A 21,708-nucleotide genomic window follows, 5' to 3' on the forward strand; every position below is an offset into this window, starting at 1 on the left:
GATGAACGAGGTAGCTAACAGGCGCTTTTGCCCTCTACACTCGGACATTCATTGATACACGGAGGTTTTTCCATGCGGCGTGTGGTGTTCAATCAAAAAGGTGGCGTTGGCAAGTCCAGCATTGCCTGCAACCTGGCGGCAGTCAGCGCCAGCGAAGGTTATCGAACCCTGTTGGTGGACCTCGATGCGCAAGCCAATTCAACCCAATACCTCACTGGGCTGACCGGCGACGATATCCCCATGGGTATTGCCGAATTCTTCAAGCAAACCCTGTCTTCCGGGCCGTTTTCGAAGAAAAACCGGGTGGATATCTACGAGACCCCCTTCGACAACCTGCACGTGATCACCGCAACCGCAGAACTGGCGGACCTGCAGCCCAAGCTCGAGGCCAAGCACAAGATCAACAAGCTGCGAAAGCTGCTGGATGAGCTGAGCGAAGATTACGACCGGATTTACCTGGATACGCCTCCAGCACTGAATTTTTATGCGGTTTCAGCGCTGATTGCCGCTGATCGCGTGCTGATCCCCTTCGATTGCGACAGCTTCTCGCGCCAGGCCCTGTATGGTCTGCTGGCGGAGATCGAAGAGTTGAAGGAAGACCACAACGAGGACCTCGAAGTGGAAGGCATCGTGGTCAATCAGTTCCAGGCCCGGGCGAGCCTGCCGCAGCAGATGCTGGATGAGTTGATTGCAGAAGGGTTGCCGGTGCTGCCGGTGTACTTGGCCAGCTCCGTGCGCATGCGTGAGTCGCACCAGGAGAGCAAGCCGCTGATCCACCTGGACCCACGGCACAAGCTGACGCAGCAGTTTGTAGAGTTGCATAACCTGCTGGAAAACGCGTGATCCAAAAGACAACACAAAAACCCTGTGGGAGGGGGATGGGTGGTTTCCAAGGCCGAGTTACACGCCTTGGCTACGCAACCAGCTCATCAATTGCGACAACGCAAGCGCCCCACTCTGGCGCGCCACTTCGCGGCCGTTCTTGAACAGAATCAAACTGGGAATCGAGCGAATCCCCAACTGTGCCGACAACTGCTGATTGGCCTCGCTGTCCAGCTTGGCCAACCGGCACTTGCCCGCCAACTGCCCGGCCGCCTGCTCGAACACCGGCGCAAACGACTTACACGGCCCACACCAGTCCGCCCACACATCCACCAGCAACGGCAAATCGCCCTTGATTTGACTGGCGTAGTCGCCTTGCTTCAACTCAAACGGCTTGTTCGACAAAACCGGCTGCTTGCAGCGCCCGCATTTGGGCGCATCACCCAGGCGTTCACCGGGGATGCGGTTGAGGCCGTTGCAGTGGGGGCAGGGGATGACAAGAGGTTCGGGCATGGTGGGGCTCCAATGAAAGCAGTCAGTGAAGTTCAATGTGGAGCCGGACGCAGGTGTTATCAAGTTATGAAGCGGCGTTGCATATGCTCACAGATTTTTGCGTGCTGGTTGGGCATGCCTACCTAGGCTGTGAAAGCGTGTTCGACAAAGCACCACCGGTCCGATCGACTCTATAGCAAATTGCGATAGTCAGCGTTCGAGTTTAACCTTCATAGCAAGATGCGATAGGGATGTTGCATGCGAGTGATCAGTGCGAAGCAAATACGAAATGCCAAGGAAAAATGGCCTCACTCAGCCAGTGCTCTGGATGAGTGGCATCGGAAGGTCAAAGTCATCAACCCTGAAGACTTTGCGACTTTGAGAGCAGTTTTCCCTGCTGTGGATAAAGTGGGGGCGCTGCATGTGTTCAATATCGGAGGCAACAAGCTGCGCCTTATTGCCATCGTGCGCTATCGAATGCAGCGTCTCTACATCCGGCATGTTTTGGACCATCGTGAATACGATAAGGGTAAGTGGAAGGAGTAATGGGAAAAATGAGTGTATTGATCGAGCAAGTCGCCGAGCATTGGCAGTTCGTGTCCCCCTTGTTGCGTAAGCCGAAAACCGAGGCTGATTACGATGTGTTGGTAGAGGCGCTCGACGAATTGCTGGATATCGTGGGGGACGATGAAACCCATCCGCTGATGGGGCTGGTCGATATCATCGGTGATTGGGTTGAGGCCTATGACTTAGAGCATTGGCCAATACCTGAGGCGAGCGGTGTCGATGTATTGCGTTCAATGATGCAGGAGCATGGCTTGACGCAAAGTGACCTGCCTGGTGTCGGCGCTCAGTCGGTTGTCTCAGAAATCCTGAGTGGAAAACGCCAGCTGAACGTTCGGCAGATTCGTTGGCTGGCGGAGTTCTTCAAGGTCCCTGTGGATATGTTCATCTGATCACGATCACGATCACGGCGGTGGGCGATCTTCTGGATAGGCCTCCTATGACGAACAACTAATCTCCAAATGTTTCCCCCAATCTGGCGGCCGCTGTGCGTACTGCTCCATCCCCGCTTGCTCCTCAAACGGCTTGGAAAGCACCGCATGCAACCGCCGCACTTCGCTGTAATCCCCGGATTCGGCGGCAACGATGGCGTTCTGCGCCAGGTAGTTGCGCAGGATATACAGAGGGTTCACCGCATGCATCCGCGCACGGCGTTGTTCTTGGCTGAATTCCCCATCCCGCTCAACGCGCGCCTTGTACTGCTCGGCCCAGGCATCAAACCCGGCCAGGTCGACAAAGTCATCGCGCAGCCGCGCTACGGCCAACGCCGCCGATTCATCCCCCAGGCGCCGGAAGAACAGGGTGTAATCCACGCCGCTGTTTTGCATCAGCTTCAGTAAACGCTCGACCAGTTGCTGGTCATCGTCTTCGGCGGTGGTCAGCCCCAAGCGGCGGCGCATCAGGTCCAGGTAGTTCGCTTGATAAAGCGGCAGATACAACCCAAGTGCTTCCTTCAACGCATCGACGCTGATAAACGGTGTCAGCGCCTGCGCCAATGCACTCAAGTTCCACTGCCCGATCGGCACCTGATTACTGAAGGAATAGCGCCCTTCGTGATCCGAGTGGTTGCAGATGAAGTGCGCGTCAAAGTCGTCCAGGAATGCAAACGGCCCGAAGTCGAAGGTGATACCGAGGATCGACATGTTGTCGGTGTTCATCACCCCGTGGCAGAAGCCATATGCCTGCCATTTGGCGATCAGCTCGGCATTGCGCTCGACGATTTCGCGGAACATCGCCAGGTACGGCTCGGGCTGTTCGCGGCATTCGGGGTAGTGCAGGTTGAGCACGTGTTCGGCCAGTTGCGCCTGCTGCTCGGGTTTCTTGGTGTAGTAGAAGTATTCGAAATGCCCGAAGCGGATATGGCTGTGCGCCATGCGCAATACCATCGCGCCGCGTTCCTGTTTTTCGCGCCACACCGGGGTGTCGGAACCGATCACGCACAGCGCGCGGCTGCTGGGGATGCCCAGCGCATGCAGCGCTTCGGACGCCAGGAATTCGCGGATCGACGAGCGCAGCACGGCACGCCCATCGCCCATGCGTGAGTAAGGCGTCATGCCGGCGCCCTTGAGGTGCAGGTCCCAATGCTCGCCCGCCTGGTTGTACACCTCGCCCAGCAACAACCCACGGCCGTCACCCAATTGCGGGGTGTAGCCGCCGAACTGATGCCCGGAATAGACCATCGCCCGCGGCTCTGCCTCGGCCCACAGTTTGTGCCCGCCGAACAGTTCGGCGAACACCGGTGTTTCGGCAACGGCGGGGTCCAGGTCGAGCAGGGCCATGGCGGCCTCGCTCGCCACGACCAGGCGCGGTGCGTCGAGGGGCTCGGGCAATACGTGGGTTGAGAACGCATCGCCCAGGCGTGCGAAGCGGTTGTCGAAGGTCAGTTCGTCGAGGGCTTTCACCGGCCATCTCCAGCAGAATGTCCGAGCATTCTGCTGGGGATAGCGCAGTTAGTCGAGTTTGCTCGGTGGTGGTTCCTGCACGCCGCCGTCATTGGCGGGCTTGGCCGGGGTGTCGACTTCCACCAGTTTGTATTCCTGGCCGTGGAGGTTCTTGAGATAGACCTCCATCTGGCGGAACGAGATGTTGATGTGCTCTTTCTTGAACTCGCGATTGATAAAGCGGTTCACTTCATCAATCACCGGGTTGCGGTCGCCCAGGTCGCGCACGTGCATGCGCAGTTCATGGTCGAGGGTGCTTTCGCCGAAGTTGAGGAAGTACACATGGGGTTCCGGCTCCTTGAGTACCCGCGGGTTCTCGCGGGCGGCCTTGAGCAGCAGTTCCTTCACGCGGTCCAGGTCGGAGCCGTAGTCCACGCCGAGCTTGAGGGTGACGCGGGTAATGGTGTCGGTCAGTGACCAGTTGATCAGTTGTCCGGTAATGAACGTTTTGTTCGGGACAATGATGTCCTTGCGGTCAAAGTCGGTGATCGTCGTGGCGCGGATGCGGATCTTGCTCACCGTGCCCGACAGGTTGCCGATGGTGATGGTGTCGCCGATGCGCACCGGGCGTTCGAACAGGATCATGATGCCGGAGATGAAGTTGGCGAAGATCTCCTGCATGCCAAAGCCCAGGCCCACCGACAGCGCCGCCACCAGCCATTGCAACTTGTCCCAGCTCACGCCGAGGGTCGACAGGGTGGAGACGAAACCGACGCCGGCAATCACGTAGGACAGCAGCGTGGTGGTCGCGTAGGCGCTGCCCTGGGCCAGGTCCAGTTTGGACAGCACCAATACTTCGAGCAAACCCGGCAAGTTGCGCGCGAGCGCGAAGGTAATGCCGATGATGATCAGCGCGCCGAGCAAGTCGCCGATGCTGATGGGCACCATGCTGATATTCGCACCTGTGCCGCTGGTGTATTCGTACAGCGTGACGTTATCCAGGTAGGAAAATACCGAGATCAGGTCCGCCCACACCCAATACAGCGCGGCGATAAAACCGCCGAGCAATGCCAGGCGAATCAGGCGCATGGACTGCTCGTTGACCTGCTCGATGTCCAGGGTCGGTTCTTCGATCACCGCTTCGCCGTCGCCGGCTTCCTTGGCGGCCTGGCGTTTGGCCAGGGCGCGCGCATAGGCCAGGCGCCGGGCGGCAACGCCCAGGCCACGGACGAAGGTGGCTTCGATCACCAGCCAGAACATCAGCAGGTACAGGGTATTGATCAGCCGGTCGCTGAGCTTGAGTGCGGTGTAGTAGTAGCCGAAGCACACGGCGATAAACAGCGCGATGGGCAGCGCGGTAAACAACAGGCCCACGGCCTTGCGAAACAGCGAAGCCTTTTCGTGCGTAGGGCTGTTGAGCAACAGGCGGCCCAGCAGCCAGGCCATCAGCGCGTAGCAGGTCAGCACCACGCCGATGCCCAGCACGTCGTCGGCCAGCGCCGCGGGTTGGTGTTCAGCGATGGCGACCACGGCCACCAGGGCCAATACCACCAGCCCGAGTTTGCGCACCCAGCCTTGCAGGAATTCGACCTGGGGCTTTTCCCAGCGAAAGTGCAGTTCGGCCACGCCACCGGGCGCCAGGATGCGATAGGCGGTGTAGAACACCAGCCAGGCCTGAGCGATCTGCAACAGGGCTGAACCGAGGTTGGCGTTTTGCCCACGGGCGTCGATTTGCAGCGCGTAGCCGCACAACGCCAAGCCCAGGGACACCGGCATCGCCAGCAGGATGTTGATCAGGATGGCCTGGGGCGTGTGCCACTGGCTGTCGCGCTTGAAGTGGCCGATGTCCAGGTGCACCTTGTTCAGGCGCTGGTACAGGTTTTTACGACGCCACAGCAACGCGCCGATCAACAGCAGCAGGGGCAGGAACAGCAGCGGGCGTTGGGTCAGGCCGTCATACAGTTCGCTGACGCTGGACGCCCAGGGCAGGGTGGCGACTTGCTTGCTCAGGTGCGCGGGGACGGTTTCCAGCCATTCGGTATCCAGCGGCTTGTTGCTGGGAATCCAGAACATCTGCTCATCCAGCGTCGCGCGCAGGGTGGTGGCGGTGCTAAGCAGTTGTTTCTGGTTCAGTTGCAACGTGATGGATTCGTTTAGCAGCGCGCTCAGTTCACGGCTCAGGCGCTCCAGCAGGTCGCTGCGGGTGATCGCCAATTCGAGCAAGGTGCGGCGCAGCTGCGGGGTGACATCCTCCGGCGCCTGGTTGGCCAGCAGGTTATCCACATAGGCGCTGGGCGAGCTGATCAGCTCGCGCTGCTGGTTGACCTCGAACTGGTACAGGCGAATGTTGGCGATGTCGTCCGCCAGGTCGCGGTCCACGGTGAGGCGCGGCAGGGCCTGCTTTTGCTTGTAGAGGATCTTTGACAGCAGCAGGCTGCCCTTGAGCACGTTGATCTGCTCGTCCAGGGCCGAATCGCTCTGGGTCACGGTGTCCAGTTGCTGCTTGGTCTGCAGGTTCTTCTGGGTCAGGTCGTTGAGGCGGTCGGTACTTTTGAGCAGGTAGTCGGACAGCTTCAGGTTGGCCGCGCTTTCCGTGGCCAGCAGGCTGCTGCCACCGGCCTTTTGCGCTTCGATGGACTGCTGGGTCACGGTCTGCTGGGACTGGGCCAGGCGCTTCTGGTTGATCAGGGTCTGCAGGTCCTGGATCTCTTGTTCCAGGCGTGCGGTCTTTTCCATCACCAGGTCATGCTGGCTGTTGCCCAGGTCTTGCAGCTGGCTGTTGCCGGCCAGTTCCTGGCGGCGCAGGGGGATCAGCGCGTTGAGGGCCGCAAGTTCGGCGTTGAGCTGGTTGCGCTGGTCGGCGCTGAGGGTCTTGCCGTTGTCTTTACCGGCCTTGAGGGTCGAGTTGATCTGCAGAATGCGTGTCTGGCTGTTGCTGATTTCGGTCTGGGCGCGCTCAGGACGGGTCTGGGCGGCGATGGACAGGCTGTTGGCATCGGCCAGTTCTTTTTGCAGGTCGCCTTGCTGGGTGCTGCGCTGCACCAGCAACTGTTCAAGCTGTGGCACCGGCAGGCTGGCGTAGCGCTGGGCGACCGGGATGACTTTGGTTGCCTTGAGCCGCGTCAGTTCGCGCTGGTTCTCGGTGGTCTGGCGCGGGGCGTCTTCCAGTTGGCGCTTGAGGTCGGCCAGGCGCTGCTCGTAATCCTGCTTGTTGCCCAGGTACGTCAGGGTCTGCTGCAGAATGGTCTGCAGCGCCTTCATGTCGGCGTCGGGCAGTTTGCGGTCGGGCAGCTTGTCCAGGGTTTGCTGGATAGCCTCGGCGCTGGGCGGGTCGGCGGCGTGGACAACGCCGACACACAGGGTCAGGCTCAGCAGGGCAGTGGCGAGAAGAGTGCGCAAGGTTGGCATAGAGACCGGTCGTGCAAGGTGAAGAATCGGGGGCGTCGTCGCCCCGCAGTTTAGAGGAAGAGTCCGGGGCCCGGGCGACTTCCTTCGGGGAATCTGACGCCCACTTTGCCGATCTTGTTCCCGTCCATGACCGCAACGGTCCAGATGGTGTTGTTCCACTCCACCTGGTCGCCGACGATGGGCGCGCCCCCGACTTTCTGGGTGATGAAGCTGCTCAGCGGCATGTCCGGGTCGATGCCCTCCAGCTTCAGGCCGTACAAGGCCGACACCGCGCCCAGCTGGGCGTCGCCTTCCAGCACGAAGTCGCCGAAGAAGCGCAGATCCAGCCCGCGTTGCGGTGCCTGGCTGAACAGTTTGCCCAGGGCTGGCAGGTTGTGTTCGTGGCCGATCACGCAGAGCAGGTCGCCGACTTCCAGCACGGTACTACCCGACGGATGGAGCAGTTGCTGGCCACGGAACAGCGCGGCAATCCGCGTGCCTTCGGGCATTTTCAGCTCGCGCAGGGCGGCGCCGATGCACCATTTTTCCGCGCCCAGGCGGTAGACGAACAGCTCCCATTCGCTGGTGACGTGCACTTCCAGCGCCGCGCGGGAAATCGGCGCCGGGTCCGGCGGGACGGTGACCTTGAGCAGCTTGGCCACCCACGGCAGGCTCGTGCCCTGCACCAGCAGTGACACCAGCACGATAAAGAACGCCAGGTTGAAGTACAGCTGCGCATGGGGCAGGCCGGCCATCAGCGGGAACACCGCCAGGATGATCGGCACCGCGCCGCGCAACCCGACCCAGGCGATAAAGGCTTTTTCGCGGCCATGGAACGCCTTGAAGGGCAGCAGGCCAACCATCACCGACAGCGGCCGTGCAAACAGGATCATCCACAGCGCCAGGCCCAGGGCCGGCAACGCAATCGGCAGCAAGTCATGGGGCGTGACCAGCAGGCCCAGCACCAGGAACATGCCGATCTGCGCCAGCCAGGCCATGCCGTCGAGCATATGCAGAATGCCATGACGGCTGCGCACCGGGCGGTTGCCTATCACCAGGCCGCACAGGTACACGGCGAGGAAGCCGCTGCCGTGCAGGGCGTTGGTCACGGCAAATACGAACAGGCCACCGGCGATCACCAGGATCGGGTACAGGCCGGTGGCCAGGTTGATGCGGTTGACCATCTGCAACATCAACCAGCCGCCACCCAGGCCGACGATGCCGCCGATGCCGAATTCGCGCACCAGGTGCGTCAGCAGGCTCCAGTGCAGGCCGGTCTGGCCGCTGGCGAGCATGTCGATCAGGGTAACCGTGAGGAACACCGCCATCGGGTCGTTGCTGCCGGATTCGATCTCCAGGCTGGCGGTGACCCGTTCGTTCAGGCCTTTGCCGCCGAGCAGCGAGAACACGGCTGCGGCGTCCGTCGAGCCGACAATCGCACCAATCAGCAAGCCCTGGATGATATTGAGGTCAAACAGCCAGGCCGCGGCCATGCCGGTGAGGCCGGTGGTAATCAACACCCCCACCGTGGCCAGCGACAACGCCGGCCAGAGTGCCACGCGGAAACTCGCCACCCGCGTGCGCAAACCGCCATCAAGCAGGATCACGGCCAGGGCGAGGTTGCCCACCAGGTAGGCGGTCGGGTAGTTGTCGAAGATGATGCCGCCGCCGTCGACGCCGGCGACCATGCCCACGGCCAGGATGATCACCAGGATCGGGATCCCCAGGCGGGACGAAAGAGAACTCACTAGAATGCTCGCACTTACCAGCAACGCGCCGATCAGGAACAGGCTGTTGATGGTCGTCGCATTCAAAGGCAGTACTCCACGGGCAAACAAGACAGGGCGCAAACTGACCATGCAGTCTACGTGCCAGCGATTCTAACCTGTTGAATTGCTGCGCTGTCAAAAAGCTTTTAAAGACAGGCACAGATCTAAATGTGGGAGGGGGCTTGCCCCCGATTGCGATGGTTCAGCTACAGATAAGCTGGCTGATACACCGTCATCGGGGGCAAGCCCCCTCCCACAATTTCGACCCAGTTGTGTCAGTTAGAGGCGGAAGCGGCTGACCATCCCGTTCAAGTCCACCGCCAGGCGCGACAGCTCACTGCTCGCCGCGCTGGTCTGGCTGGCGCCGGTGGCCGACTGCACCGACAAATCGCGGATGTTCACCAGGTTGCGGTCCACTTCCCGCGCCACCTGCGCCTGCTCTTCGGCCGCGCTGGCGATCACCAGGTTGCGCTCGTTGATCTCGACGATTGCGGTGTTGATGGTATCCAGCGACATCCCGGCACCTTTGGCGATGTTCAGCGTCGATTCGGCGCGTTCGGTGCTGTTGCGCATCGAATCCACCGCGTGCTCGGTGCCGGCCTGGATACTGCCGATCATCCGCTCGATTTCGCTGGTCGACTGTTGGGTGCGATGGGCCAGGGCCCGCACTTCATCGGCCACTACCGCAAAGCCGCGACCGGCTTCACCGGCACGCGCCGCTTCAATCGCCGCGTTCAGGGCCAGCAGGTTAGTCTGGTCGGCCAGGCCACGGATCACGTCGAGTACCTTGCCGATATCGCGGGACTCATTGGCCAGGTCGCCAATCAGGGTCGCGGTGGCTTGCACGTCGGCGCTCATGCGCTCGATGGCGCCGACCGTTTCCTGCACCAGATCACGGCCATCACCGGCGGAGGTGGTGGCGTTGCGCGACGCTTCGGAGGTGCTCACCGCATTGCGAGCAACTTCTTCGACGGCACTGGTCATTTCATTCACCGCCGTGGCGGCTTGTTCGATTTCATTGTTTTGCTGGGTCAGGCCACGGGCGCTTTCGTCGGTGACCGCGTTCAACTCTTCGGCGGCCGATGCCAACTGGGTGGCGGAACCGGCGATGCGTTGCAGGGTGTCGCGCAGCTTGTCCTGCATCTTGGCCATGGCTGCCAGCAGGCGCCCGGCTTCGTCGTTGCCGTCGACCTTGATCGGGCGGGTCAGGTTGCCTTCGGCCACTTCTTCCGCAGCTTCCAATGCCTGGGAAATGGGCAGTGTGATGCTGCGGGTCAACAGCCAGGCAAACAGCAGGGTCAGCAGCGTGGCGACCACCAACAGGCTTACCACCAGGTTGAAGGCCATGTTGTATTGGTCCTCGGCTTCCTTATTGGTGGTCAGGGCCATCGTGTTGTTGAGGTCCAGCAGCCGCGTGAGCACGGCGTTGACTTGCTCGGAGTTGCTGAGCAATTCGGTGTTGAGCAGGCTGCGCAGTTCCTCCACTTGATTGGCCCGTGACAGGCTCTTCATGCGCTCTTCAATCTGGTGGTACTGGCCGAGCAGGCGTACGTACTCGTCATAGGTCGAACGCTCCTCACTGCTCTCGATCAGTTTTTCGTAGATGCCCTGGGCGGTGCGAATCTGCTGGTTGCGCAGCTCGAAGGCTTCCAGGGTTTTCTGTTGCACATCCGGTTCACGGTTGGTCAGCAGGCGGTACGACAGCACCCGCAGGCGCAGGGTCAGTTGGGTGAACTCATCCAGGGCACGAATGCTTGGCACGCTGGACAGGGTGATGTCTTCGGTGGCAGCGCGGATCTTGCTCATCTGATTCAGGGCGAACACACCGAGAAACAACATCAACGCACCAATAAACGCGAAGCCGAGGAAGGCCCTCGGAGCGATATTCATATTACGAAGCGACATGCGGGAATCCTGGGGGAGAAGCGCGATCCGTGCGGCCGTGAGACGGGGTGTGCCTCTCTATCGGTCGTACGACTAAAGTCTAAAGGGGCGTGTGCGGTTTTGTCGCACCTGACGAGGGGTTTGACTGATTCAGGAACCAGATCCGGTAAATGCAGTCACTAAGGCTCGAAAGTGCGGCCCGGCCCTTAAAAAACGGGCCGCGCGCCGGGGATAACCCTGGCATCCGAGGTGAATTTTCTTTATCGTCACCGCCCTTTGAAAAGCCAGAGAAATCAAAATGTTAGAAGCATCCCTCAGCCAATTGGAACAACTCGTCAGCGACCTCGTACAACAGAATCAGGACCTGCTGGGCAGCAATGAATCCCTCAAGGCCGAACTGGCCCGCGCCAAGGATGAGAACGACAGCCTGCAACTGAGCCTGATGGAACAGGAAGAGAAGCACGGCGCCACCGCCGCCCGTATCCAGGCGCTGGTTGAGCGTGTGAGTGCAGGGCCTGTCAGCGCATGAGTGAAGGGATAAAGGTCGTTTCGATTCTCGGAGAGGATTACTCGATCAAGGCCCCGCCTGGGGAAGATAAGACCCTGATGCACGCCGTGACCCTGCTCAAGGCCTCCCTGGCCACCACCAAGAAAAAGTACCCGACCCTGATCGGTGACAAATTACTGGTGCTGGCGGCGCTGAACCTGTGCGCCGAGCAGATCGAAATGCAGCAGGCTCACCAGCAGGAACTCGACCGTTACCAAGAGCAAGTCAGCGCCACGGTCGATGTGATTTCCAAGGCGATCGGAACGCCTTAGAACCACTCATCCTGCATACCGAGGCACGTGTCATCGCGTGCCTCCAGAATCGCCAGTTCATGATGGCAGCCCGGTACTTCCCAGGTCAGGAAGTACCGGGCAGCCCGGAGCTTGCCTTTGTAGAAGGCCACATCGGCCGCATTGCCCTTGGCCAAGCCTTCTTCGGCGCGAATTGCCTGTTCCAGCCAGCGCCAGCCAATCACCGTATGCCCGAACACCTTCAAGTACAGCGCCGAGTTCGCCAGGCTGCTGTTGACCTTGCCCTGGGCGAGATCCGTCAGCAGGCCGATGGTCACGCCTTGCAGGCGGTTCACCAGTTGTTCCAGCGGTTCCCTCAGTGCAGTGAGGCTTGGATATTGCTGCGCACGGGCGCCGGTTTCGGCGATCAACCTGATGAGTTGCTTCAAGCCCGCGCCGCCATTCTGTGCCAGCTTGCGCCCCAGCAAATCCAGGGACTGAATGCCATGGGTGCCTTCATGGATCGGGTTCAGGCGGTTATCACGGTAGTACTGCTCCACCGGGTATTCACGGGTGTAGCCGTGGCCGCCGAGAATCTGGATCGCCAGTTCGTTGGCCTTGAGGCAGAACTCCGACGGCCAGGATTTGACGATGGGGGTCAGCAGGTCCAGCAGTTCATGGGCCTGTTTGCGCGCGTCTTCGGTTTCCAGGGTGGTGGTGTCGTCGAACAGGCGTGCGGCGTAGAGGCCCAGGTCGAAGGCGCCTTCCACATAGGATTTTTGTGTGAGCAGCATGCGCTTGATGTCGGCGTGCTGGATGATCGAGACCGGTGCGGTTGTAGGATCCTTGCTGTCGGGCAGGCGACCTTGAGGGCGCTCGCGGGCGTACTCCAGGGAATAGAGATAGCCGGCGTAGCCAAGCATTACCGCGCCCATACCTACACCGATGCGCGCCTCGTTCATCATCTGGAACATGCAGCTTAAACCTTGGTGCGGCTTGCCCACCAGATAGCCGACACAGTTGCCGTTATCGCCGAAATTCAACGCCGTGGAGGTGGTACCGCGCCAGCCCATCTTGTGGAACAGACCGGCCAGCAACACATCGTTGCGCTCGCCCAGGCTGCCATCGTCGTTGACCAGGAACTTGGGCACGATAAACAGCGAAATGCCCTTCACCCCGGCGGGCGCTTCCGGCAGCTTGGCCAGCACCATGTGCACGATGTTTTCCGACAGCGGGTGATCGCCGCCGGAAATAAAGATCTTGTTGCCCTTGAGGCGATAGGTGCCGTCAGCCGCTGGTTCTGCGCGGGTGCGAATATCCGACAGCGATGAGCCGGCGTGGGGTTCGGTGAGGGCCATGGTGCCGAAGAAACGGCCGTCGATCATCGGTTGCAGGAAGCGTTGTTTCTGATCCGCGGTGCCGAAGCTTTCGATCAGGTTGGCGGCGCCCATGGTCAGGAACGGGTAGGACGTGGACGCGGCGTTGGCCGACTGGAAGTGCGCGAAACAGGCTTGTGACAACAGGGTGGGCAGTTGCATGCCACCGGCTTCGAAACTGCGTGCTGCGTTGAGGAAACCGGCTTCAAGGAACGCATCCACCGCCGGTTTGACCTCCGGAATCAGAATGGCCTTGCCGTCTTCGTAGCGCGGTTCGTTCTCGTCGTTCTTGCGGTTGTGGGGCGCAAAGTATTTTTCCGCAATGCTGCGGGCGGTGCTGATGGCCGCGTCGAAGGTTTCGCGATTGTGCTCGGCAAACCGCTCGCGCTGGGTCAGGCCCTCGGCATCGAGGACTTCGTACAGCTCGAAAGCCAGATTGCGGGAACTGAGCAGCGTCTCGGACATGGCGGATTACCTTTGGAGGAATTGGCCTGAGTCTAAGTGCGCGAATAGAGGCTGGATAGCAACATTGATTTGGGTGATGCACAGGCAAATGTGGGAGGGGGCTTGCCCCCGATGGCGATGTGTCAGTCACCAAGTGCATTGGCTGATCCACCGCTATCGGGGGCAAGCCCCCTCCCACATTTTTTACCGCATTTCGTCAGGCAGTTAGCCGATGGTCATCAGGCTGGCGTTACCACCCGCCGCAGCGGTGTTGACACTCAACGCCCGCTCAATCACCAAACGCTCCAGCGCAATCGCCGTCTCGCCCTGGGATAAACCATGCACCCCGACAATCGCGCCACCACGCTGTGCCACTTGCTGGCACACCGCGCGCAACTGGTCGGAATCACCGTGGTGCAATACCGCATCGAACACCACTTCGTCCTTGGTCCAGTCGGCCACGCGCTTGATCTTCGCCTGAATCTCCTTCGGCAGGCGTGGGAACAAGGCCTTGGTCAGGTCAGATTCCGGCCATACCGCCGAACCGCCTACGGCCAGTACCGCCGCCAGTTGCGTCAACAGATCACCTTCCACGTCCGCCAGGCACAGAACGTGCTCGCGGGGCAGGATGGCGTAACTGTTGCGCTCGCCGGTCGGGCCGGCCAGTTGGCGGGTGATACCGCTTTGCGATTGCGCGGCGAACTGGCTGCACAGGGCGCTGAGTTCGCTGAACTGGTTGCTGTCGGCCCAGGTTTTGAGGGCCGTCAGCGGTTGGCTCATGGCGTCGCGCAAGCGAACATCCGGTGCGGCCAGTGCGTCGCCGCGTACGAAGGATTGCTCGATCGCATCCGTAGGACGGGTCGACAGCAGGCGGTACAGGTACAGCGGGCCGCCGGCTTTCGGACCAGTGCCCGACAGGCCTTCGCCGCCGAACGGTTGTACGCCGACCACGGCACCGACGATGTTGCGGTTCACATAGACGTTACCGGCATTGACGTTGTCGATCACCTTGGCGATGGTCTCGTCGATGCGGGTGTGCACGCCCAGGGTCAGGCCGTAGCCGGAGGCGTTGATCTGGCCGATGAGCTGGTCGATCTCTTTACGCTTGTAGCGCACCACGTGCAGTACCGGACCGAAGATCTCGCGTTGCAACTCGTCGAAGCTTTCCAGTTCGATCAGGGTTGGCATCACGAAGGTGCCGCGCTTGATCTCTTCACCATCGGCAATCGCCACCTGGTATACGTTGCGGCCTTTGTCGCGCATGGCCTGGATGTGTTTCTCGATGCCGGCCTTGGCTTCGGCGTCGATCACCGGGCCGATATCCACCGACAGGCGCTCCGGGTTGCCCAGGCGGCATTCAGCCATGGCGCCCTTGAGCATTTCGATCACACGGTCTGCTGAATCTTCCTGCAGGCACAGTACGCGCAGGGCCGAGCAACGCTGGCCGGCGCTGTCGAAGGCCGAAGACACCACGTCGATCACGACTTGTTCGGTCAGCGCCGAGGAGTCGACGATCATCGCGTTCTGGCCGCCGGTTTCGGCGATCAACGGGATCGGACGGCCCTGGGCGTCCAGGCGGCCCGCGACATTACGTTGCAGCAGACGCGCCACTTCGGTAGAGCCAGTGAACATCACGCCTTTGACGCGATCATCCCCCACCAGGCGGGCACCCACGGTTTCGCCCTGGCCCGGCAGCAGTTGCAGCACGCCTTCCGGAATACCGGCTTCCAACAGGATGCGCACGGCTTGCGCGGCGACCAGCGGAGTTTGTTCGGCCGGCTTGGCCAGTACCGGGTTGCCGGCGGCCAATGCGGCGGCGACTTGGCCGCTGAAGATGGCCAGTGGGAAGTTCCACGGGCTGATGCAGACCACCGGGCCCAGTGGCCGGTGGGCGTCGTTGGTGAAGTCGTTGCGTGCCTGCACCGCGTAGTAGCGCAGGAAGTCCACGGCTTCACGCACTTCGGCGATGGCGTTGGCGAAGGTCTTGCCGGCTTCGCGGGCCAGCAGGCCCATCAGCGGCTGGATCTCGCCCTCCATCAGGTCGGCGGCGCGCTCCAGGATAGCGGCGCGTTCGGCGGGCGGGGTGGCCTGCCAGATCGGACCGGCACTGATTGCGCACAGGATGGCGTTGTCGACGTCTTCGACGGTGGCTTCTTGTACATGACCGACTACATCACGCAGGTCGGACGGGTTGAGCACCGGCGCCGCTGCTTGCTCGCTGGAGGTACAACCGAGCATCGGCGTGGCTTTCCAGTTGTTGTGAGCGGTGGCGAGAAGGGCACACGAAAGCGATGCCAGGCGATGTTCGTTGGCCAGGTCGATACCGGCCGAGTTGGCGCGGTCGCTACCGTACAGGTCACGTGGCAATGGAATGCGCGGGTGCGGCAGGCCGAAGCCGCCTTCCAGCGTGGCCATTTGCTCGATGCTGGTCACCGGATCGGCCACCAGCTCCTGGATCGAGATGGATTGGTCGGCAATACGGTTGACGAACGAAGTGTTCGCGCCGTTTTCCAGCAGGCGACGGACCAGGTAGGCCAGCAGCGTTTCGTGGGTGCCGACCGGTGCATACACGCGGCACGGACGGTTCAGCTTGCCATCGGCAACCTTGCCTACAACCTGCTCGTACAGTGGCTCACCCATGCCGTGCAGGCACTGGAACTCGTACTGGCCGGGGTAATAGTTCTGACCGGCGATATGGTAGATGGCCGAAAGCGTGTGGGCGTTGTGCGTGGCGAACTGCGGGTAGATGACTTCCGGTACCGACAGCAGTTTGCGTGCGCAGGCGATGTAGGACACGTCGGTGTACACCTTGCGGGTGTACACCGGGTAGCCTTCCAGGCCTTCGACCTGGGCGCGCTTGATTTCGCTGTCCCAGTACGCGCCTTTTACCAGGCGGATCATCAGGCGGTGGCGGCTGCGGCGCGCCAGGTCGATGACGTAGTCGATCACATACGGGCAACGCTTCTGGTAGGCCTGGATCACGAAACCGATGCCGTTCCAGCCAGTCAGTTGAGGCTCGAAGCACAGGCGCTCGAGCAGGTCCAGGGACAGCTCCAGGCGGTCGGCTTCTTCGGCGTCGATGTTCAAACCGATGTCGTATTGCTTGGCCAGGAGCGTCAGGGACAGTAGGCGCGGGTACAGCTCATCCATCACGCGCTCATACTGCGCACGGCTGTAGCGCGGGTGCAGCGCCGACAGCTTGATGGAAATGCCCGGGCCTTCATAAATCCCACGGCCGTGGGAGGCTTTGCCGATGGAGTGGATGGCTTGTTCGTACGAGGCCAGGTACTTCTGGGCATCGTGTTCGGTAAGCGCGGCTTCACCGAGCATGTCGTAGGAATAGCGGAAGCCCTTGGCTTCGAATTTGCTCGCATTGGCCAGGGCTTCGGCGATGGTTTCGCCGGTGACGAACTGTTCGCCCATCAGGCGCATGGCCATGTCGACGCCCTTGCGGATCATCGGCTCGCCGCTCTTGCCGATGATGCGGCTCAGGGACGAGGTGAGGCCGGCTTCATTGTGGGTGGCGACCAGTTTGCCGGTCAGCAGCAGGCCCCAGGTGGCGGCGTTGACGAACAGCGACGGGCTGTTGCCCAAATGCGGCTGCCAGTTGCCGGTGCTGATCTTGTCGCGGATCAGCGCGTCGCGGGTGCCCTTGTCCGGGATGCGCAGCAGCGCTTCGGCCAGGCACATCAGGGCGACACCTTCCTGGGACGACAGGGAAAACTCTTGCAGCAGGCCCTGGACAATCCCGGCACGGCCGCCGGCGCTCTTCTGGTTACGCAGTTTTTCGGCAATCGAGGCGGCGAGCTTGTTGGTGGCTTCGGCCATCGGCGCCGGCAGGCGGGCCTGTTCGATCAGCATCGGCACCACTTCCGGCTCGGGGCGACGGTAAGCGGCAGTGATCGACGCACGCAGCACGGATTGCGGCAGGATGCTTTCGGCGAATTCGAGGAAGCACTGGTGGGCGTGGTCGGTCTGGACCTCGCCCGCGTCGTCCGCGTCCTTGCTGCTCAAACCATTGAGTTCAGTCAGGGTTGCACCACCCTCCAGTTTCTCCAGGTAATTGAAAATCGCCTGCTTGATCAGCCAGTGCGGCGTGCGATCGATGGAGGTCGCGGCGGCCTTGAGGCGCTCGCGGGTCGGGTCGTCAAGTTTGACCCCAAGGGTGGTCGTAGCCATTTTCTTATCCTCATGGGTGCCACTACCGAGTGGCATCAGCTGGCGGCAAGATTAGCTTTGCGCATGCAGAGGTGCAACCGGGTGCAACCCATTTTCTTCATGATTTTTTCGATCGTGATCGGGAAAAAAACCGGCCTTCGACGGAATCCGCTTCGCCTTGGTGCGTTTGCTTCTGAGATCGGCTGTTCTTGCTCCGAAAAGGAGCAAAAACGAGGTGTTTTGCGCATTTAACATCAAGGTGCAACTTATTCTCGCGAAACTGGTTGCACCTTATTTGCTTTGTTGAATAGCATTCGCGCCCAAGGTGCAACCACCTCTGAGGTTTGGTTCATCGGCTGGCGGCTTTCCTGGGGAAACGTCAGTCATAAATGCGCGGCACGCAGCTACGTCTACCTACTTCCAGTGGGTGGTCGTCTGACAGACCGCCGCTACATAAAAACAAAGCCAGGGCGTCACTCTTATGAGCGTTAGTAATCCAACCCTGATCACGTTCGTGATCTACATCGCAGCAATGGTGCTGATCGGCTTCATGGCCTATCGCTCCACCAACAACCTTTCCGACTACATCCTAGGCGGTCGCAGCCTCGGTAGCGTGGTGACAGCCTTGTCGGCCGGTGCTTCCGACATGAGCGGCTGGTTGTTGATGGGCCTGCCGGGCGCGATCTACATGTCCGGCCTGTCGGAAAGCTGGATCGCCATCGGCCTGATCGTCGGTGCCTACCTCAACTGGCTGTTCGTCGCCGGTCGCCTGCGGGTCCAGACCGAGCACAACGGTGACGCCCTGACCCTGCCGGATTATTTCTCCAGCCGTTTCGAAGATAAAAGCGGCCTGCTGCGGATCATCTCCGCCGTGGTGATCCTGGTGTTCTTCACCATTTACTGCGCTTCCGGCATCGTTGCCGGTGCCCGCTTGTTCGAAAGCACTTTCGGCATGTCCTACGAGACCGCCCTTTGGGCCGGTGCCGCAGCGACCATTGCCTACACCTTCGTCGGTGGTTTCCTGGCCGTGAGCTGGACTGACACCGTACAGGCCACCCTGATGATTTTCGCGCTGATCCTCACGCCGATCATCGTGTTGCTGGCCACTGGTGGCGTCGACACCACCTTCCTGGCCATCGAAGCCAAGAACCCTGACAACTTCAACATGCTGAAAAACACCACCTTCATCGGCATCATTTCGCTGATGGGCTGGGGCCTGGGTTACTTCGGCCAGCCGCATATCCTGGCGCGCTTCATGGCGGCGGATTCGGTGAAGTCGATTGCCAAGGCGCGTCGTATCTCCATGACCTGGATGATCCTGTGCCTGGGCGGCACGGTGGCGGTGGGCTTCTTCGGTATTGCCTACTTCTCGGCACACCCGGAAGTGGCCGGTCCTGTGACTGAAAACCACGAACGCGTATTCATCGAGCTGGCCAAGCTGCTGTTCAACCCATGGATTGCCGGTGTGTTGCTGTCGGCCATCCTGGCTGCCGTGATGAGTACCCTGAGCTGCCAATTGCTGGTGTGCTCCAGCGCCCTGACCGAAGACTTCTACAAAACCTTTCTGCGCAAGACCGCCTCCCAGGTTGAGCTGGTGTGGGTCGGTCGTGCCATGGTGCTGCTGGTGGCCCTGGTCGCTATCGGCCTGGCCGCCAACCCGAACAACCGCGTACTGGGCCTGGTGAGCTACGCCTGGGCCGGTTTCGGCGCCGCGTTCGGTCCTGTGGTGCTGATCTCGGTGATCTGGAAAGGCATGACCCGCAACGGCGCACTGGCCGGTATCCTGGTCGGCGCGATCACCGTGATCGTGTGGAAACACTTTGAGCTGCTGGGCCTGTACGAAATCATCCCAGGCTTCATCTTCGCCAGCCTCGCGATCTACGTCGTAAGCAAGATGGGCGCACCGACTGCGGGTATGGTCGAGCGTTTTGATGCGGCGGAAAAAGACTACAACCTCAACAAGTAATTCGCCGGGCCTTAAGCGCCTGATGAGTTGAAAGAGGGGCCCGCTTCCTATGGATAGCGGGCCTTTTTTTGCGTGTGCTTTACGCCGACCCAGAGAGGATTCGTACGCGTTTTTGTAGGGTTTTACTGATTTGTCTGGCGCGTGCTCGGCAGAGGGCAGCCGTGATGCAGAATCGGCCCCTTACCCCTTGCAGAGAAACACCGGATGTTAGCTCCTGCCAATCAGAGTGCCTTTACCCTGTCCCTCAATGGAGAACCCAGTGAATTCAAGGTCCACGGGTTCATGGGGACTGAGTTCATCAGCCTGCCTTTTCGCTTTGACCTGGAGTTGGTCAGCGAGCAACCCGACCTGGACCTTGAGAGCCTGCTGCACAGCCAGGCGTTCCTGGGGTTTGATGCCAATGGCCATGGCATTCATGGCCTGGTGTATCGGGTCGCACAAGGCGATTCGGGCAGGCGCCTTACGCGCTATCAGATCACCCTGATGCCGCAGCTGGCTTATCTGGAGCACAGCACGCATCAGCGGATCTTCCAGAAACAAACAGTGCCCCAGATCATTGCGCAGGTATTGGAAGCCCAGGCAATCAAGGCTGATGCCTTCGCGTTTCATCTGAGCGGCAAGTACCCCGAGTGTGAGTATTGTGTTCAGTTCGGCGAAACCGATCTGGAGTTTATTCAACGCTTGTGTGCCGAATGGGGCATTCACTATCACTTCCAGCACAGCCCCGAGCGCCACCTGTTGGTGTTTGGCGACGACCAGAGTGTGTTCGCGCAGCCGGATCACGTCACGCCGTATTCACCCGGCTCCGGGATGGTGGCCGATGGGCCTGCGATCAAGCGCTTTATTCTGCGGCTGAAGACCCGCACCAGCGGTGTGAATCTGCGGGACTACGACTTCAAAAAGCCGAACCTGACGTTGGAAAGCGCAGTCTCCAGCAATCGGCAACCGACTCTGAACGACCAGCGTTACCCAGGGCACTTCGAAGATCGTGAGCGTGGCAAGTACCTGGCGCAACGCGTGCTGGAGCGTCATCGCAGCGATTACCGCCAGGCCCGTGGCCATAGCGATCAACCGGCGTTGGTCACCGGACAGTTCCTGAAGATGGCTGGCCACCCTCGTCAGGAGTGGAATGCCTTGTGGCTGGTCACTCAGTTGCACCATACAGGGCGGCAGCCTCAGGTGCTTGAGGAATCTGCCCCTGAAGGATATGGCGATGAATCCTCCCAAGGCTACAGCAATGAATTTGTCGTAACGCCCTGGGACGTGCTGTTTCGAACACCGCTCCTGATGTCGCGGCCGCCCATATCGGGTTACCAGAACGCAGTGGTAACGGGGCCAGCCGACAGTGAAATCCATTGTGACGAGTACGGCCGGGTCAAGGTGCAGTTTGCCTGGGACCGCAACGGTGAACGCAACGATCAGTCCAGCTGCTGGCTGAGGGTTGCCAGCGGTTGGGCCCATGATCGTTACGGTTCTGTGTTGATTCCGCGGGTCGGTATGGAGGTCCTGGTGGGCTTCGTCAATGGCGACCCGGATATGCCATTGGTGATGGGTTGCCTGCCTAATGCGGCAACACAGGTGCCCCTCGATTTGCCGGCGGACAAGACCCGAAGCATCTTGCGCAGCCAGAGCAGCCCTGGGGGGGGTGGCTACAACGAGCTACGCATCGAGGATCGCAAGGGGGCCGAGGAAATCTATCTGCGCGCCCAGCGGGATTGGACGCAGCATGTGCTACATGACCATCGGGTGATGGTGGACGGCGAATCGCACCATGAAGTGCAGGGCGAGGAACAGCGGATAAATCATGGCAACCGCCTGACCGACCTCAAGCAGGACGACCATCTGGTGGTGGGCGGTTCGCAGCAGGTCCGGGCCGGGCAGACCATCCAGATAGGCGCAGGACAAAGCATCGTCATCGACGCGGGCGCGACCGTCACGATTCAGGCGGGTGGGCAGTCGATCACCCTGTCTGCCGGTGGCATTTTCAGCAGCGTGCCGATCCAGCCTGGCGGGGCGCCCGCTGCAGTAGCGGCGCCGTTGATGCCGGGGGTGAAGGAAAAACTGTTGGCAGTGATCCCGGCTCCGCTGTCCCGTGTGCAGGTCGCCAGCCTGAAACGCAGTGCACCGTTTTGCGAAGAGTGCGAACGATGCAGGAACGGCCAGTGCAATCTCACTTGACCTCCACCCAG

General features: G+C 60.8%; 14 protein-coding genes and 1 pseudogene. 7 read left to right on the top strand and 8 right to left on the bottom strand.

Annotated features, from left to right (window positions below; genetic code table 11):
- The first annotated feature begins 72 nt into the window (after positions 1–72).
- Positions 73–843 carry a ParA family protein gene (locus BM026_RS11220; RefSeq protein ID WP_071492339.1) on the top strand — a complete coding sequence of 257 codons (771 nt, stop codon included), beginning with the start codon at positions 73–75 and terminating at the stop codon, positions 841–843.
- A 57-nt stretch (positions 844–900) separates the two neighbouring features.
- Here the strand turns inward: BM026_RS11220 and trxC are convergent, their stop codons facing one another.
- Positions 901–1,335, bottom strand: a complete 435-nt coding sequence (trxC, locus tag BM026_RS11225; RefSeq protein ID WP_093528548.1) for a thioredoxin TrxC — start codon at positions 1,333–1,335, stop codon at positions 901–903.
- A 237-nt stretch (positions 1,336–1,572) separates the two neighbouring features.
- Here trxC and BM026_RS11230 point away from each other — a divergent pair, with 237 nt between their 5' ends.
- Complete coding sequence (locus BM026_RS11230) at positions 1,573–1,860, top strand: type II toxin-antitoxin system HigB family toxin (protein WP_093513466.1); 288 nt, start codon at positions 1,573–1,575, stop codon at positions 1,858–1,860.
- An 8-nt stretch (positions 1,861–1,868) separates the two neighbouring features.
- Complete coding sequence (locus BM026_RS11235; protein WP_038846491.1) at positions 1,869–2,270, top strand: helix-turn-helix domain-containing protein; 402 nt, start codon at positions 1,869–1,871, stop codon at positions 2,268–2,270.
- A 45-nt stretch (positions 2,271–2,315) separates the two neighbouring features.
- Here BM026_RS11235 and selO read toward each other — a convergent pair whose 3' ends face one another.
- The 5 genes and pseudogenes from selO to BM026_RS29565 all read right to left on the bottom strand — a co-directional run.
- Positions 2,316–3,779, bottom strand: a complete 1,464-nt coding sequence (selO, locus tag BM026_RS11240; protein WP_093528551.1) for a protein adenylyltransferase SelO — start codon at positions 3,777–3,779, stop codon at positions 2,316–2,318.
- Positions 3,780–3,827: 48 nt separating this feature from the next.
- Positions 3,828–7,166, bottom strand: coding sequence for a mechanosensitive channel MscK (gene mscK / locus BM026_RS11245; RefSeq protein WP_071492335.1), 3,339 nt, complete (start codon positions 7,164–7,166; stop codon positions 3,828–3,830).
- Between the two features lie 50 nt (positions 7,167–7,216).
- Positions 7,217–8,959, bottom strand: a complete 1,743-nt coding sequence (locus tag BM026_RS11250) for a potassium/proton antiporter (RefSeq protein WP_058423526.1) — start codon at positions 8,957–8,959, stop codon at positions 7,217–7,219.
- A gap of 234 nt (positions 8,960–9,193) precedes the next feature.
- The gene (locus BM026_RS29560) at positions 9,194–10,066 is read right to left on the bottom strand and encodes a methyl-accepting chemotaxis protein (RefSeq protein WP_371914410.1); all 873 of its coding nucleotides are present in this window, start codon (positions 10,064–10,066) and stop codon (positions 9,194–9,196) included.
- Between the two features lie 30 nt (positions 10,067–10,096).
- Positions 10,097–10,819 (bottom strand): annotated as a pseudogene (locus tag BM026_RS29565) (MCP four helix bundle domain-containing protein); the annotation flags it as partial.
- A 277-nt stretch (positions 10,820–11,096) separates the two neighbouring features.
- On the opposite strand from BM026_RS29565, the gene BM026_RS11260 reads away from it, so the two are divergent.
- The gene (locus BM026_RS11260; protein ID WP_058423524.1) at positions 11,097–11,327 is read left to right on the top strand and encodes a hypothetical protein; all 231 of its coding nucleotides are present in this window, start codon (positions 11,097–11,099) and stop codon (positions 11,325–11,327) included.
- On the top strand, positions 11,324–11,617 hold the full coding sequence (locus BM026_RS11265) for a cell division protein ZapA (RefSeq protein WP_071492333.1): 294 nt from the start codon (positions 11,324–11,326) through the stop codon (positions 11,615–11,617). Before BM026_RS11260 ends, BM026_RS11265 begins: the two co-directional genes overlap by 4 nt.
- On the opposite strand, the gene BM026_RS11270 is transcribed toward BM026_RS11265, so the two are convergent.
- Together BM026_RS11270 and putA are read right to left on the bottom strand one after the other, a co-directional pair.
- Entirely contained in the window at positions 11,614–13,416 is a 1,803-nt protein-coding gene (locus tag BM026_RS11270) for an acyl-CoA dehydrogenase (RefSeq protein ID WP_093528557.1), read from the bottom strand. The genes BM026_RS11265 and BM026_RS11270 overlap by 4 nt on opposite strands.
- Before the next feature lie 204 nt (positions 13,417–13,620).
- Positions 13,621–17,574: a trifunctional transcriptional regulator/proline dehydrogenase/L-glutamate gamma-semialdehyde dehydrogenase gene (gene putA, locus BM026_RS11275; protein ID WP_093513461.1), complete on the bottom strand. Its 3,954-nt coding sequence runs from the start codon at positions 17,572–17,574 to the stop codon at positions 13,621–13,623.
- Between the two features lie 460 nt (positions 17,575–18,034).
- On the opposite strand from putA, the gene putP reads away from it, so the two are divergent.
- Both putP and BM026_RS11285 read left to right on the top strand, forming a co-directional pair.
- Positions 18,035–19,519: a sodium/proline symporter PutP gene (gene putP, locus BM026_RS11280; RefSeq protein WP_071492330.1), complete on the top strand. Its 1,485-nt coding sequence runs from the start codon at positions 18,035–18,037 to the stop codon at positions 19,517–19,519.
- 204 nt (positions 19,520–19,723) lie between these two features.
- Positions 19,724–21,697, top strand: a complete 1,974-nt coding sequence (locus BM026_RS11285; protein ID WP_093528560.1) for a type VI secretion system Vgr family protein — start codon at positions 19,724–19,726, stop codon at positions 21,695–21,697.
- The last annotated feature ends 11 nt before the right edge of the window (positions 21,698–21,708 follow it).

Origin of the sequence: Pseudomonas sp. NFPP24 (assembly GCF_900112095.1) — a bacterium.
GTDB classification, from domain to species: Bacteria; Pseudomonadota; Gammaproteobacteria; order Pseudomonadales; family Pseudomonadaceae; genus Aquipseudomonas; species Aquipseudomonas extremorientalis.

Coding starts and splice junctions, on each gene's coding strand:
- BM026_RS11220 (WP_071492339.1), top strand. CDS start 73: ATGCGGCGTGTGGTGTTCAATCAAAAAGGTGGCGTTGGCAAGTCCAGC.
- trxC (WP_093528548.1), bottom strand. CDS start 1,335: ATGCCCGAACCTCTTGTCATCCCCTGCCCCCACTGCAACGGCCTCAAC.
- BM026_RS11230 (WP_093513466.1), top strand. CDS start 1,573: ATGCGAGTGATCAGTGCGAAGCAAATACGAAATGCCAAGGAAAAATGG.
- BM026_RS11235 (WP_038846491.1), top strand. CDS start 1,869: ATGAGTGTATTGATCGAGCAAGTCGCCGAGCATTGGCAGTTCGTGTCC.
- mscK (WP_071492335.1), bottom strand. CDS start 7,166: ATGCCAACCTTGCGCACTCTTCTCGCCACTGCCCTGCTGAGCCTGACC.
- BM026_RS29560 (WP_371914410.1), bottom strand. CDS start 10,066: ATGGCCAAGATGCAGGACAAGCTGCGCGACACCCTGCAACGCATCGCC.
- BM026_RS11260 (WP_058423524.1), top strand. CDS start 11,097: ATGTTAGAAGCATCCCTCAGCCAATTGGAACAACTCGTCAGCGACCTC.
- BM026_RS11265 (WP_071492333.1), top strand. CDS start 11,324: ATGAGTGAAGGGATAAAGGTCGTTTCGATTCTCGGAGAGGATTACTCG.
- BM026_RS11270 (WP_093528557.1), bottom strand. CDS start 13,416: ATGTCCGAGACGCTGCTCAGTTCCCGCAATCTGGCTTTCGAGCTGTAC.
- putA (WP_093513461.1), bottom strand. CDS start 17,574: ATGGCTACGACCACCCTTGGGGTCAAACTTGACGACCCGACCCGCGAG.
- putP (WP_071492330.1), top strand. CDS start 18,035: ATGAGCGTTAGTAATCCAACCCTGATCACGTTCGTGATCTACATCGCA.
- BM026_RS11285 (WP_093528560.1), top strand. CDS start 19,724: ATGTTAGCTCCTGCCAATCAGAGTGCCTTTACCCTGTCCCTCAATGGA.